Source organism: Ignavibacteriota bacterium (genome assembly GCA_016713565.1).
Classification (GTDB): domain Bacteria; phylum Bacteroidota; class Ignavibacteria; order Ignavibacteriales; family Melioribacteraceae.
In genome coordinates this window covers 284,684-299,312 of the sequence record JADJOX010000001.1, presented here as the reverse complement: position 1 = coordinate 299,312, position 14,629 = coordinate 284,684, and the positions used below count along the sequence as shown (strand labels likewise).

The 14,629-nt window shown below is 31.0% G+C and carries 11 protein-coding genes; 7 read left to right on the top strand and 4 right to left on the bottom strand.

Going from position 1 to position 14,629, the window contains the following annotated elements:
* Positions 1-74: 74 nt before the first annotated feature.
* From IPK06_01320 to mfd, 3 genes are all read right to left on the bottom strand, one after another.
* Positions 75-995: an NAD-dependent epimerase/dehydratase family protein gene (locus IPK06_01320; protein ID MBK7978656.1), complete on the bottom strand. Its 921-nt coding sequence runs from the start codon at positions 993-995 to the stop codon at positions 75-77.
* A 113-nt stretch (positions 996-1,108) separates the two neighbouring features.
* Positions 1,109-2,212 (bottom strand): serine/threonine-protein phosphatase, encoded by a 1,104-nt coding sequence (locus IPK06_01315; protein MBK7978655.1) that lies wholly within the window; start codon positions 2,210-2,212, stop codon positions 1,109-1,111.
* Positions 2,213-2,266: 54 nt separating this feature from the next.
* Positions 2,267-5,632 carry a transcription-repair coupling factor gene (gene mfd, locus IPK06_01310; protein MBK7978654.1) on the bottom strand — a complete coding sequence of 1,122 codons (3,366 nt, stop codon included), beginning with the start codon at positions 5,630-5,632 and terminating at the stop codon, positions 2,267-2,269.
* Positions 5,633-5,778: 146 nt separating this feature from the next.
* On the opposite strand from mfd, the gene IPK06_01305 reads away from it, so the two are divergent.
* The 4 genes from IPK06_01305 to IPK06_01290 all read left to right on the top strand — a co-directional run bounded on the left by IPK06_01305 (position 5,779) and on the right by IPK06_01290 (position 11,592).
* Complete coding sequence (locus IPK06_01305; protein ID MBK7978653.1) at positions 5,779-8,262, top strand: AAA family ATPase; 2,484 nt, start codon at positions 5,779-5,781, stop codon at positions 8,260-8,262.
* Positions 8,259-9,686 carry a pyruvate kinase gene (gene pyk / locus IPK06_01300; GenBank protein ID MBK7978652.1) on the top strand — a complete coding sequence of 476 codons (1,428 nt, stop codon included), beginning with the start codon at positions 8,259-8,261 and terminating at the stop codon, positions 9,684-9,686. The genes IPK06_01305 and pyk overlap by 4 nt, the downstream gene beginning before the upstream one ends.
* A 15-nt stretch (positions 9,687-9,701) precedes the next feature.
* Positions 9,702-10,718: an AmmeMemoRadiSam system radical SAM enzyme gene (amrS, locus tag IPK06_01295; GenBank protein MBK7978651.1), complete on the top strand. Its 1,017-nt coding sequence runs from the start codon at positions 9,702-9,704 to the stop codon at positions 10,716-10,718.
* Between the two features lie 67 nt (positions 10,719-10,785).
* Positions 10,786-11,592: a mechanosensitive ion channel gene (locus IPK06_01290; protein MBK7978650.1), complete on the top strand. Its 807-nt coding sequence runs from the start codon at positions 10,786-10,788 to the stop codon at positions 11,590-11,592.
* A gap of 65 nt (positions 11,593-11,657) precedes the next feature.
* Here the strand turns inward: IPK06_01290 and IPK06_01285 are convergent, their stop codons facing one another.
* Positions 11,658-12,158: a hypothetical protein gene (locus IPK06_01285; GenBank protein ID MBK7978649.1), complete on the bottom strand. Its 501-nt coding sequence runs from the start codon at positions 12,156-12,158 to the stop codon at positions 11,658-11,660.
* Between the two features lie 101 nt (positions 12,159-12,259).
* Between IPK06_01285 and IPK06_01280 the strand changes: the two genes are divergently transcribed.
* From IPK06_01280 to IPK06_01270, 3 genes are read left to right on the top strand one after another with little or no spacing between them, the layout of a single operon-like run.
* Entirely contained in the window at positions 12,260-13,183 is a 924-nt protein-coding gene (locus IPK06_01280; GenBank protein ID MBK7978648.1) for a DUF362 domain-containing protein, read from the top strand.
* A 1-nt stretch (position 13,184) separates the two neighbouring features.
* Complete coding sequence (locus IPK06_01275; protein ID MBK7978647.1) at positions 13,185-13,682, top strand: 4Fe-4S binding protein; 498 nt, start codon at positions 13,185-13,187, stop codon at positions 13,680-13,682.
* Positions 13,606-14,571, top strand: coding sequence for a 4Fe-4S binding protein (locus tag IPK06_01270; GenBank protein ID MBK7978646.1), 966 nt, complete (start codon positions 13,606-13,608; stop codon positions 14,569-14,571). The genes IPK06_01275 and IPK06_01270 overlap by 77 nt, the downstream gene beginning before the upstream one ends.
* Positions 14,572-14,629 lie beyond the last annotated feature (58 nt).

Below are 14,629 nucleotides of genomic sequence, written 5' to 3'. Positions count from 1 at the left end.
ATATTTATTAAAACAAGATTAATTGTCCTATTAAATAAATTATTTTTTCAGCATATAAGGTTTTTCTTTCAAATTTACTTTGTTCCAATAATTTCTTTTATTCCTGCAAGTGGAGTTTTAGGTTTGTAGTTAAATTGTTTATTAAATTTGGTACTGTTGAAAAAATAATCCATTTCGTATTGGTATGCCATTTCTTTTAATTCTTTTAGAATTGGTATAAATATACCAAGCGGTCCAATTGCCCATGCAGGAATTGCATTAATATTTTTTTTCATTTGCATTTCTTGCATATAAATTTCAATCCATTTTCGAGATGTAAGTTTTTCTTCAGTAGTTGGCAAATGCCAAATCTGATTGAATGCGTCTTTAGTATTTCCAAGAATAGCGGCTGATTTACCTATATCAATTATATTGGTAAAACTATGAATTACATCCAATTTCCCAATCCATTGTGGATTTTTATTTTTCAATAGATTATTATAAACCGTCAATGTTAACGCACTGTTCTCAACATTCGGTCCATAAAAATCTGCCGATCTTGCAATTATCCCAGTAACCTCATTTTTATCGATAGCATCCAAAAGCATTTTTGAAATTCGGGCACGTACTTTTCCTTTTTCAGAGATTGGGTTTATCGGTGTTTCTTCGGTCATATTTGATAAATGTTTCGGATCATACATATAAATATTGTCTATGAATACAATTTTTGAATTATGTTTTTTACACGACTCAATTAAATTAAGCATAAATTTAGGCCAATTTTCTTTCCAGACAGAAATTTTATATTCAAAAGCAATCGTCACATAAACAACTTCAGAACCTTTTACAGCTTCATCAAGCAATACCGGATTAAGTAAATCAGCCTTCATTAGAATATCAGAATCGTTTATTTTTTTCGGATTTCTGCTTACGAGTTTAATTTCATTTGTATAGTTTTTTAACTCCTTTGCAAGTACTTTACCTACAGAACCATTTGCGCCTATTATTGTCTGCATAATTTACCCTATTTAATTTTACTCGAGAATTAAAAGATTATAACAAAAATATAGAATTTTATGATTTCTAATATTTATCTAAAATAATTTTACAATTCAATTGGAAAATAAATTTATTCCTTCTTTAATATTACAATAGAAAGATCATCGTGTTTTTTTTCTTTTCCTATAAATGCTCTTACGCTGTTCAATAATCTTTCGCCAATTTGCTGAGGTGACATATGACTGGATATTTTTAATAATTGATAAATTCTCTCGGTTCCATAGAAAGTTCCGTTTGAATCTTTTGCTTCTGTAACTCCATCAGAAAATATAACCAAACAATTTCCTGTTTCTAAAATAATATTTTGTGTGGTAAATTTTGCCGAACTTGATAAACCCAATGCTACATTGCCCTTTGGCAATATTTCAATTTCATCTTTCTTTAAAATTACCGGCGGCAAATGACCCGCATTAAATATTTCCAATTTATTTATATTTTCTTCTATTGAACAATAAACCATTGACGCAAAACTATTCGGCAGAATATCTTTATGAAATACTTTATTTATCTTTTCTCCGAATTCTGCAAGGTCTGCCGCATCGGGAGCAAAAGCTCTAATTATTGTTTGGAGTTTAGACATTAAAAGCGCAGCCGCAAGTCCTTTACCCGAAACATCCGCAAGTGTAATTCCAAATTTATTTTCCCCTGTCTTTACAAAATCAACAAGGTCTCCACCAACTTCATTTGCCGGTTCAGTAAACAGCCAAATTTGCCACCCGTTTGCTTTTGGATTTTTATCTGACATTAATGCAACTTGAACGGATTTACCGGCGTTAAGTTCATCTTTGGCCAAAAGTTTATCTTTCAGTTCTAGCATAAGAATAAATAAAATTACAAGTCCTCCCAAAACACTAGTGTCATATGAAAAATTTAAATTATTTCCATTAAGTCCAAATCTTCCTGCAGAAACCAGAAAAAAGAAACCAATTACTAAAAGCAGCCTTCTTGTTGGATTTAACTTCAATAAAAGTTCTTTAAGAATCCACCAGAACATATAAAAAAACCGTTTTATTTTTCCCATTCCCGCAAGTTGGGTTTTTCGTCCATCGGTAAGAAAAAACTCTTTTAATTCGCCAAAATCTTTAGAAATGTTTGTACTAAAACCGCCTTCAGAAATATCATTTCTTAAAGTTTCATAAAGTTTTCTTTCGTTATTGTTTTTGTTCTCATTCATAATAGTTTTGGTATTTTACATTAAGACGAAGTTGACTTTTTGAAGTTCCATAATCTAAAATATATCAATTTTGAATACAAGTATCAGCTTTTTAAAAAAGCTAATTACTGAGTTTAATACTTCTTCGGGTGTATTAAAATTATTTTCAGATTCTAATTTCATAACATCTTTATCTTGAACAAATTTAATTGTTTTTGAATATTCTGCAACAATAAGCTGCATTAATATTGAGAATCTGTCTCTGTAAAATTCTTCTTTATCTCCTTTCGGTAAAATTAAAGTTATTTTTTTTCTAGTAATTACAATTCTTTCAAATTGAGAGAAAGAGACATAAAATCTTAAAATTGCGGTCAAAATTAATCTTTCTACAATAACTGGAAATTTTCCAAATTTATCTTGAAGCTCGTCTTTTATTTCATCCAGCTCATCAATTTTTATCATTGAAAATAACGCTTGATAAAAACTTAATCTATCTGATTGATCCGGCATAAAAGATTTGGGAATTCCAATTTCAAAATATGTATCGATTGTAGGTTCAGATCTTTGCTGATGTTTCGGCAGATTTTTAAATACATCTTTAAATTCATTTTCTTTAAGTTCCGCGACCGCTTCATCAAGCAATTTAACATACATATCAAATCCAACCGTATCAATAGTACCGGATTGTTCCGTACCTAATAAATTTCCCGCTCCTCTAATTTCCAAATCACGCATAGCTAAATTAAAACCGCCGCCAAGTTCAGTAGATTCTTCAATTGCCTGAAGTCTTCTTACTGCTTTTTGATTTAACGTATTTAATGATGGAACAAGGAAAAAGCTGTAAGCCTGTCTATCCGATCTTCCGACTCTTCCTCTTAATTGATGAAGCTCAGCCAAACCGAATCTATCAGCTCGATTAATAATGATTGTATTTACGTTTGGAATATCCAAACCGCTTTCAATAATTTTTGTAGATATCAGAACATCGGCTTCTTTGTTCATAAAACTATAAATTACATTTTCAAGCTGTGCAGGTTTTAATTGACCATGAGCAACCAAAATTTTTATGTGCGGAATATGTTTATGCAAATAAAGAGCTATTTTTTCAATTGATTGAACTCTATCGTGCACAAAATAAACTTGCCCTTTTCTTTTTAATTCATCTAAAATCCATTCTCTTATTTTTACTATATCAAATGTTTCAACTTTAGTATAAATCGGCTGACGGTTTGGCGGAGGCGTCGCGATTATTGATAAATCTCGCGCGCCAAGCAATGATAAGTTTAAAGTTCTTGGAATTGGTGTAGCTGTTAAAGTAAGTGTATCAACATTCACTCTGATTTGTCTTAATTTTTCTTTAGCCATCACACCAAATCTATGTTCTTCGTCAATTATCAACAATCCTAAGTTATTAAATTTAATATCCTTTGAAAGCAGTCGATGTGTACCAATAACAATATCTACTTTTCCTTCAGTAAGTTCTTTAATAATTTCTGTCTGTTTAGATTTGCTTGAAAACCTTGAAAGAACGGAAACCTTTACAGGAAATTGAGATAAGCGATCTTTAAAAGTATTGTAATGCTGCTCGGCTAAAATTGTTGTAGGAACCAACATTCCAACCTGCTTGCCATCACTAACTGCTTTAAATGCAGCACGAATAGCAACTTCGGTCTTTCCAAAACCAACATCACCACAGACAAGTCTATCCATTGGGCTTTCCTGCTCCATATCAGATTTTACTTCGTCGGTTACTTTTATTTGATCCGGAGTAGGTTCATATAAAAAAGAAGCTTCTAATTCTTTTTGCCAAACGGTATCTCCAGAAAATGCAAATCCTTGAGCGGCTTTTCTTTGAGCGTAAAGTTTAATTAAATCTCTAGCGGCTTCTTTAATTTTTGTTTTAACTTTCTTTTTTGTTGTGCGCCATTCGCCGCTTCCAAGCGTTGTAAGTTTGGGTGGAATTTTATCACCGGAAGAATATTTTTTTATGAGTGACAAATAATTCATATTTAAATAAACTACACCACCTTCGGCATATAAAATTTTTATCGTTTCCTGTTCAACCATTCCTATTTTTATGGTTTCTAATCCTACGTATTTTCCAATGCCAAAATTTTCGTGAACAATAAAATCACCTATTTTTAATGAAGCAAATTCTTTAACGCGAGATCGTTTAATTATTTGTTTCTTTGATATCTTTGTTCGGTAAGGCTTATTGAAAGTTTCATAATCCGTAAGAATTAATATTTTTTCATCTGAAATTAAAAATCCTTCTTTAATTGCAAGGACTTTTATTTTTACGGTTCCTAATTCCAGCAAATGTTTCAGCTCTTCATTAAAACTTGATAAAAGCTCAAATAATCTTCTGCCTTGAATTTCATTTTCCGCCGTTATAAATATTTTAAAATTCTGATCGGCAAAATCTTGCAGAGTTTTAAATAATAATGTAAAATTGGAATTAATGACCGGTGCGGACTTTATATTTAGTGAAAAATTTCCATCACGTTTGCCAAAAATATCTTCAATTATCCAAAAAGCATTTTCGTTTAATAATTTTTCTAATGACGTTTGCTCATTATAAATAATTTCATTTTTTACAATTTGAGTTGTATTATTTTCCAGAAGCTCGGATTTTAACTCATCATCAAGTTCTTCTTCGTACAAATTATTATTAAGTTTATTTTCCTTATTCTTATTATCAATGTTTTCCAAATAGTAATTATTTGCGAACACAATAGGAGAATTAAGGTAATTGAAAATATTATCTGTATAGTTTGTTAAGTGTTCATCCAAAAAGGACGCTAAAGTTATACTATCAATTTTATTGGAGGAGCGCTGACTTTCCGGATCAAATAATCTAATTGATTCTAAAAAATCTCCGTCGTATTCAAGTCGGCATGGATGCTCTTCGCTGAATGACCAAAAGTCGATAATTGAACCTCTCACAGAAAAACTTCCGGGATCAACCACCGCTTTTTCATTATTATAATTTATTGAATTCAAGTACTCGATCAATTCTTCATAAGTAATATCAGAACCTATTTCGATTTTTGTCGTACTTTTTTCTATTGTTTCTTTAGACGGAAGTTTAATTTTTAGAATATCGTAAGTGGAGATAATAATGAAAGTGTTTTTATTCTTTATCGCGGTCAGTTTTTCTTGAATTGTTTCTTTTTCTATTTCATCTATTGAAATAACTTTTTCAGAAAGACCTAATATTGTTAACTCAACATTTACTTCGTTTACAATTTGTCTTGAAGGCAAAAGGACAAGAATTTGATTTTCCTTTTTGCTTAGCAAAGAAATCGCTATTGATTTTGCTGAACCGGATAATTGTGTGGTGTAAATAAAATTTTGATTTTCTTTTTTCCTGTTAATTTCAGAATTGAAATTCTTAAAAAAATTTATTTCGGATATTTCGGACAAAAAATTTTCATTCATATTGTTTAAATAGAAATTACCCTTCCTCACAAAGAAACGCGGGAATTGATTTATAAAAAAATTAGTTAAGTAAATTTACTATAAATTGAAACAAAGTTTTTGGTTATATTTTATTAATAAATTCCTCAAATATTAATGGTTATAAAATGACACTTCATAAAGCGCCAAAATATCAACCGCTTAAACCGGAACAGTTAAAATTAGCTTGTGACCCAAATTGCTTTAAATTTGATACTACCGACAGCATTGCTCCAATTGAAGGAATTGTTGGACAAACAAGAGCCATAAAAGCAATAAAAATCGGCATCGATATTGTCGGACCGGGTTATAATATTTTTATTACAGGACTTTCAGGAACGGGTAAACAGACAACAATTAAAAATCTCTTAAAAGGATTTCTGCCGAAAAATAATATTAAACTAAATGACTATGTTTATGTAAATAACTTTAGAGATTCCGATCATCCGACGTTATTAATTTTTCCTGCCGGACAAGGAAGAAGCTTTAAGAATGATATGAAAAAATCAATTAAACTTCTTCATGATAATATACCTCAAATTTTGGAACGGGAACCTTTTTTATCCGAACGTAAGAAATTAGCTACCGATTATGGTAAATCTCAACAATCATTAGTTAGTGAATTCGAAAAAAAATTAAGAAAAGACAATTTAACACTTGGTCAAATTAAAGTTGAAGAAGTAACTCGACCTGAAATATTCGCGGTTATTGAAAATCAGCCGGTTTATGTTCAACAGTTACACGAGTTAGTTCAAGCAAATAAAATAACCGAGAAAGACGCCGAAAAAATTGTTAAAAAATATACCGAACACCAAGATGAATTATATATTGTTTTCAAGGAAAGTTTAAAGTTAACCCAGAATTTTCAATTTCAGCTTAATGAATTGGAATCAAATGCCGTTAAAAATTTAATAACTGCAACTTTCGACGAATTACGAGAAATATATAAAACAAAAAAAGCAATAAAATATTTTGCAAAAGTCACTGAAAATGTTTTGGAAAATTTGGAATTTTTTAAAATCCCGGCAAATCAAAAAAGTAAAGATGATACTGTAAATGCGGAAGATCTTCTCGCTTATCAAGTAAATTTAATTTTAGATAATTCCAATGTGAAAGATGTTCCTGTAATTATTGAAACTTCTCCAACCTATGCCAACTTATTTGGCGCAATTGAAAGAATAAACGACGGTTCAGGCGTTTGGCAGTCTGATTTTACAAATATTAAAGCAGGCTCAATATTAAAAGCAAACGGCGGATACCTGGTTATAAATGCAATAGATGCAATTCAAGAACCGGGAGTCTGGAAATCGTTAAAACGTGTTTTACTTTACAGTAAATTAGAAATTCAAGATTTGTCTAATGTTTATCAAATTACATCAAGCACTCTTAATCCAGAACCTATTGAGATAAATTGCAAAGTTATAATGATTGGGAATAATTATTCTTACTCACTGCTTTCAAATTATGAAGATGACTTTAATAAGATATTTAAAATTAAAGCCGAATTCGATTATGAAATGAATCGTACCGAAAGCGCTCTGATTGAATACGCAAAAGTGATAAAAAAACTTGTCACACAAGAAAAATTATTAGAATTCGATAAATCAGCAATCGGTAAAATTATTGAATACGGTGCCAGATATGCCGGAGATCAAACAAAATTAACTACAAGATTTGCTTACATTGCGGATTTGGCAAGAGAATCAAATTTTTGGGCTAAAGATGTTGGCGAGAAAATCGTTACATCAATTCATGTTCAAAAGGCGTATGATTCGGCGATAGAAAGGCATGCAATGTATGATTCCAAAATGAAAGAAATGATTGATAGAAAAACAATGTTAATTGATACGGAAGGAGCGAGAGTGGGACAAATAAATGGACTTGCCGTTTACGGCGGCAGTTATTATTCATTTGGAAAACCAACCAGAATCACCGCTTCGGTAGGGTTAGGAAACGGAAATATAATTAACGTAGAAAGAGAAGCCGGATTAAGCGGAAGTTCGCATAACAAAGGCGTTTTGATCATTACGGGATATTTTAGGGAAAAATTCGGTAAAAGAATTCCGTTATCATTTACGGCAAGTTTAGTTTTTGAACAAGGTTATGGAATGATTGACGGAGATAGTGCATCAGTTACAGAAGTCTGCGCCCTTCTTTCCAGCATTGCGGAAATCCCCATTAAGCAAAATTTTGCAATAACAGGTTCAATTAACCAAAAAGGAGATATCCAGCCTATTGGAGGAGTTAATGAAAAAATTGAAGGATTTTTTGACGTATGCAAATCACGAGGGTTTGATAAATCTCACGGAGTAATTATTCCTCATCAAAACGTAAATGATCTAATGCTGAAGGATGAAATTATTGATGAAGTTAAAAATAAAAATTTTTCGATTTATTCCATTCAAACAGTTGAAGAGGCAATAGAATTACTTACCGGAGTAAAAGCCGGAAAGCAATTGAAGAATGGTAAATTTCAGCCAAATACAGTTTACGGAAAAGTTGAAAAATGTTTAATTGAAATGAAACACAGAGCAAAACCGCAAACAAATAATAACAAGCAGAATAATCAATTGCATGATCAAAAGACATCTAAAATTAAAGGTAACAAGTGAATCAAAATATTGTAAAAACTAAAATACTTGCAACGATTGGACCTTCTTCCGATTCCGAAGAAAATTTATTATCGCTAGTTGATGAAGGTGTTAACGCTTTTAGATTAAATTTTTCTCATGGCGACAAAGAATATTTTACCAAACTTTTTAAACGAATTTATAATGTCTGTGAGAAGAAAAAATTGCCAATCACAATTGTGCAAGATCTTCAAGGTCCAAAAATTAGAGTCGGAAAATTAGAAAAAGATTTTATTACTTTAATCGGCGGTGGAATAATTGAAATTACTACTGAAGAAATTATGGGTAACGAAAAAATAATTTCAACATCTTACAAGTCTTTAGTAATTGATGCAAAAATAGGAGAATCAATTTTAATTGACGACGGATTAATTCGGCTTGAAGTAATTGAATTAAAAGAAAAATCTCTAATTTGCAAAATTATTGTAGGCGGAATTTTAAAACCAAAAAAGGGAATGAATTTTCCAGGAATGACACTTAGCGAACCTTCTGTAACTGAACGTGATAAAGAAAATATGGAATTTGCTTTTAAAGAAAGAGTAGATTATGTGGCTTTATCTTTTGTTCGTCACCAGAATGATATTATTGAATTAAAAAAATGGATGAAAGATAAAGGATATGACAAACCAATAATTGCAAAAATTGAAAAGCCGGAGGCAGTTGATAATTTTGAAGAAATATTAAAAGTCGCCGATGGAATAATGATTGCACGCGGCGATCTTGGTGTTGAATTAGCTCCACAATTAGTTCCAATAATTCAAAAAAATATTATACAAAGATGCAACTCGGTTGGCAAACTTGTAATAACGGCTACACAAATGTTGGAATCAATGATGAATAATCCAATTCCGACGCGCGCGGAAGCTTCCGACGTTGCGAATGCTGTTTTAGACGGAACCGAAGTTGTAATGTTAAGCGGTGAAACTGCCGCGGGAAAATATCCTTTAACCACCATCAAAACAATGAAAAGCATACTTTCTTGTACAGAACCTCAAATTCAATTTCAAACAAAAGTGAAATATGAAATTCCTTCAAATCAAGTGGATAATATTTTTGACGCAACAGGTAAAAGTTTTGCCGAAATTGCGAATCAAGTAAATGTTGCGGCTATAGTTGTCTTTACTCATTTTGGAAGAAAAGCAAGAACAATGGCAAAGTTCAGACCAATGGCGCCAATTTTTGCTTTTTCCGATTCATTTGAAACTTTAAATATTTTAAACTTATACAGAGGGATTACACCGTTTTACTTGGAAGATCTTTATGATAAGGAAAAATATTTAGAAGCGGCAAAAAATCACTTAAAGAAAAACAATTATTGCAAAGAAGGCGATTTGATTCTTTTTACTGCCGGTGCTCCAATTACCGATAATACTAGAACAAACTGGATACAAATTTCTTATGCATAATTTTAAGAAAGTAAAATGGAATACAAATTAGCAAAATGGTGGGAACTTCAAAGAAACGGGAAAATTCTTTGTACATTGTGTCCGCGCTATTGTACAATTGCTAATGGACAAAAAGGATTTTGCTATATTAGGGAAAATATAGATAATAAGCTTTATTCTATTGGTTATGGAAGACCTTCAGGTTTTGGCGTTGATCCTATTGAGAAAAAACCGCTTTCACATTTTTTACCGGGAACACAAATATTAAGTTTTGGAACCGCTGGATGTAATTTGGGCTGCAAGTTTTGTCAAAACTGGACAATCAGCAAATCAAAATTAGATGATATAAATTCGCTTGTTGCAACACCCGAACAGATTATAGAGATTGCAAAAAAATATAAAACTCCGTCAATTGCTTTTACATATAATGATCCGACTATTTTCGGAGAATACGTTATCGATATTTCAAAAATTGCTCGCGAAGAAAATATAAAATCCGTAATGGTTACAGCGGGTTACATAGATAAAGAAGCCAGAAAGGAAGTATATCAATTTATTGACGCGGCAAACGTCGATCTAAAGTCATTTTCTGAAACATTTTATCATAAATTAACTTTTTCTCATTTAAATGATATTTTGGAAACTCTTCTTTGGATAAAGCATGACACAAATATCTGGCTTGAAATTACAACTCTATTAATTCCAAATGAAAATGATTCCGATGAAGAAATTAAAAATTTATGCAGTTGGATAGTTAAAAATTTGGGTGTTGATGTTCCTCTACATTTTACCGCATTTCATCCCGATTTTAAAATGAGGAATAAATCAAAAACTCCTTTTTCAACTTTGGATAAAGCAAGAAAAATTGCAAGCGCTGAAGGAATAAATTATTGTTACGTTGGCAACGTACATAATACAGAAGGACAAACCACATACTGCCCAAAATGCAAAGAACCTATTATTAAACGCGATTGGCACGAAGTTTTGGGAATAAATATGCAAAATGGAAAATGTAAGAATTGCGGTGAAAAAATTTCCGGAATATTCTCTTAATTCTTACCTTACAATTATTAATATCGTTTACTATCTTTGAATTATTCAATAATCAAATTAAATAATTATGAAACATATTTTAACTATTCTCGAAAACTATGTTGTTGATTATGGTTTTAATGTATTAAGCGCGATTTTAATTTTAGTAATTGGACTCTGGTTAGCAAAATTAATTTCAAAAATATTCAATAAATTTATTTTAAGGTCAAATGTTGATCTCACTTTGGTAAAATTCTTTACTTCATTGGTAAGAATTGTTTTAATAATTATTGTTGTTATTGCCGCGGTTAATAAATTAGGCGTTGAAACAACATCTTTGGTTGCCGTACTTGGAGCTGCGGGTCTGGCTATTGGTTTAGCGCTGCAAGGTTCTCTTTCAAATTTAGCTTCAGGAATAATGCTAATTATTTTTCGTCCTATTAAAGTCGGCGATTATATTCAAGGCGGCGGCGGTGAAGGTGTTGTTAAGGAAATTGGAATTTTCGTTACTAAATTAACTTCAATAGATAACAAATTATTATTTATTCCAAATTCAAAATTAACTTCGGATAATATTACTAATTTCACTTTTAATGAAACCAGAAGAGTGGATATGATCTTTGGAATTGGTTATAAATCCAATATTGAAAAAGCAAAAAATATTATTAAAGAAGTTTTAGATAATAATTCGAAAGTATTAAAAGAACCGGCTCCGGATATTTTTGTTAGAGCATTGGCGGATAGCAGTGTCAATATTTCGGTAAGACCATGGTGTAAAACTGAAGATTATTGGACTGTTATTTCCGAAGTTACTGAAACAATAAAATTAAAATTTGATGCAAATGGAATTGAAATTCCTTTTCCGCAAAGGGATATTCACTTATATAACAATTAAAAATTTTGTTTTAATAATTAATTTTGTGATGACATTAAATTATTATTAATACATTTTTAAGTGTATTATTTTTTCATCATAAAAATATATCCGCTAAACAAAACGGTTGTTATAATTTGAATGTAAATTGGTGTTGAAATTAAACTTCCATCAATAATCAGCAAGCTTAGCAATCCAAATTTAACCGCATAATAAGCCATTTTGCTCAATCCGACGCTTAAGATCATCGAGGAAAATTTATTTTTGAATTTTTCGACAAAGAAAAAATACAGCCAAACATTCAATAATAATTCACCTGTAATTAAAAATGTTTTTATCAGATAAGGATGTGCCGAAACGACAAAAGAAAAAATAGGTAACGTTGCCGCAACAATATACGCATTCCTCTTTGATGTATGCGCAATTGCCAATATTAACATCAAACGCATCGGTTCAATTAAATAAATAGGCAACGAAGTTAAATGTGAAAGTGCCGGGACAAAATAAACAAATGCAACGGCAAATACATCGAATGCTGAATTTTTTACGATTTCTTTACCACCGAGTTTACCTAAAACTGCTTCCATAATAATACCTATTGTTTTTCTTGAACTAATTATAATATATTTATATTTTTCGTAAAATAAAAGAGATAGCATTGTCTCAATTTTAAACATTGGAGAAATTTATGAATAGGAGAGAATTTTTTAGAAAAAGTTCCTATGCGGGAATTGCTGCTTGCACATATTTTTCATTTGGTGACAAATTAAATGTTTTCGCGAAAAGTAAAAGTCCTAATTCCGAATTATTTGATTTAGTTGCCATCAAAGGAGGTGAGCCTGACGCAATGTTTGATGAGGCAATTAAATCTTTAGGCGGAATGAATAAGTTTGTTAAAAAAAATCAAAAAGTTGTTATAAAACCAAATATCGGCTGGGATACTATTCCAGAAAGAGGTGCTAATACAAATCCAAAATTAATTTCTCAAATTGTTAAGCGATGTTTTGACGCGGGTGCAAAAGATGTTTATGTTTTTGATCATACTTGTGACAATTGGAATAAATGTTATTCTAACAGTGGTATTGAAAAAGCCGCAAAAGATGCGGGAGCCAAAGTTGTTACCGGCAACAGTGAAAGTTATTATCAAAAAGTTGATTTAAAATCCGGTAAAAATTTAACTTCTACAACAGAACACGAACTTATTTTGGATTCTGACGTTTTTATAAATGTACCAATCTTAAAAAATCATTCAAGTGCGGAGCTAACAATTTCTATGAAAAATTTAATGGGGAACGTTTGGGATAGGGGTTTTTGGCATAGAAACGATTTGCACCAATGCATTGCGGACTACGCGAGTTACAGAAAACCCGATTTGAATATTGTTGACGCATATTTTGTGATGAAAAGAAATGGTCCCCGAGGTGTTTCCAATGAAGACGTATTAACTTTAAAATCTCAAATAATATCTACGGATATTGTTGCGGCTGATTCAGCTGCGGCTAAATTATTTGGAAAAGAACCAAGTGAAATTGGTTACATAAAAATTGCTAATGATATGAAAATTGGAACAATGGATTTGTCAAAGCTAAAAATAAACAGAATTATACTTTGATATGAATCTTCAAATCCTCAAAAAGATCAGAGTAATAATTTCGTTAATATTTTTTATTTCATTTCTGATTTTATTTTTCGACTTATCATTTTCAATTCAGTCAGCTTTTGCTAAATATCCCATTTTCTTGCAATTTATTCCTTCACTTAAAGATTTTCTCGCGACATTTTCATTTACAGTATTTGGATTTTTCATCATAATAATTCTTACTTTATTTTTGGGAAGAGTTTACTGCTCTGTTGTTTGTCCTCTTGGTATTTTGCAAGATATAATAATTTATTTAAGAGATAGAAAAAAACGAATCAAAAATAAATTTTCAATTTCTTTTGAAAAAACCAGATATGCATTTTTAATTATTACAATATTTTCCTTTTTATTTGGAATTTCTATTTTTATCTCTTTACTTGATCCGTACAGTAATTTTGGAAGAATATTATCAAATACCGGTTTGCCCGATTGGAACTTTTCTAGGAATTTTATCAAAATTTTCTATTTATAAAATTGCCGTTATTGAGCAAAATTGTATTTCATGCGGAGATTGTGAAACCGTATGCAAAGCGAACTGCATTGAATCCGAGTCTCAAAAAGTAGATTTCACCAGATGCGTAGGTTGTTTTAATTGCTTTGATGTTTGTCCGTCAATCGGAATTAGTTATGTACCGAGATATTCTTTAAAATCAAAAAAAATAAACAAACTAAGTAGAAATTCGTCACGCAGGAATTTTTTAATAAATATTGGAATTTTTATATTTGGCTCTAATTTAATTTTAAAAGCTCAAAAAAAAATAGAGGTTTATAAAGACAGTAAAATTCCGGTAATAAGAAAAACTCCTATATCTCCACCGGGCTCAATTTCAGTAGAGAATTTCATTGATAAATGCACCGCTTGCAGTTTATGTGTTGCAAGTTGCCCGACACAAGTTTTACAGCCTTCATTTTTAGAATACGGTTTGCTAGGAATTTTTCAGCCACGAATGGATTATTTAAAGAGTTATTGCAATTATGACTGCGTTATATGTTCGGAAGTTTGTCCAACCGGCGCAATAATTCCTCAGAATTTAGAGAAAAAACAATTAATTCAATTAGGGAAAGCTAAATTTGTTAAGGAAAACTGTGTTGTATATTCTCAAAAAACAGATTGCGGCGCTTGTGCCGAACATTGTCCAACTAAAGCAGTCGAAATGATTTTTGATAAAACGGTTAAATTAAAGGCACCGTTTCTTAAAGAAGAAATATGTATTGGATGCGGAGCATGCGAACATGCGTGTCCTACTAAACCATATAAATCAATTTACGTTGAAGGCAATTCAATCCATCAAACCGCACAAAAGCCAAAAACAGAGAAAATTAATGAAAAAATCGATTTAAAAGAAGAATTCCCTTTTTAATAAGATTTTTAAAATTAATTGTGTTAAAAAATCATAATTTTTATATATTAATGTTAAC

What these genes read in the sequence shown, in the direction of transcription:
- IPK06_01320 (MBK7978656.1), bottom strand. Translation starts at nt 995, where the DNA reads ATGCAGACAATAATAGGCGCAAATGGTTCTGTAGGTAAAGTACTTGCA.
- IPK06_01315 (MBK7978655.1), bottom strand. Translation starts at nt 2,212, where the DNA reads ATGAATGAGAACAAAAACAATAACGAAAGAAAACTTTATGAAACTTTA.
- mfd (MBK7978654.1), bottom strand. Translation starts at nt 5,632, where the DNA reads ATGAATGAAAATTTTTTGTCCGAAATATCCGAAATAAATTTTTTTAAG.
- IPK06_01305 (MBK7978653.1), top strand. Translation starts at nt 5,779, where the DNA reads ATGACACTTCATAAAGCGCCAAAATATCAACCGCTTAAACCGGAACAG.
- amrS (MBK7978651.1), top strand. Translation starts at nt 9,702, where the DNA reads ATGGAATACAAATTAGCAAAATGGTGGGAACTTCAAAGAAACGGGAAA.
- IPK06_01290 (MBK7978650.1), top strand. Translation starts at nt 10,786, where the DNA reads ATGAAACATATTTTAACTATTCTCGAAAACTATGTTGTTGATTATGGT.
- IPK06_01285 (MBK7978649.1), bottom strand. Translation starts at nt 12,158, where the DNA reads ATGGAAGCAGTTTTAGGTAAACTCGGTGGTAAAGAAATCGTAAAAAAT.
- IPK06_01280 (MBK7978648.1), top strand. Translation starts at nt 12,260, where the DNA reads ATGAATAGGAGAGAATTTTTTAGAAAAAGTTCCTATGCGGGAATTGCT.
- IPK06_01275 (MBK7978647.1), top strand. Translation starts at nt 13,185, where the DNA reads ATGAATCTTCAAATCCTCAAAAAGATCAGAGTAATAATTTCGTTAATA.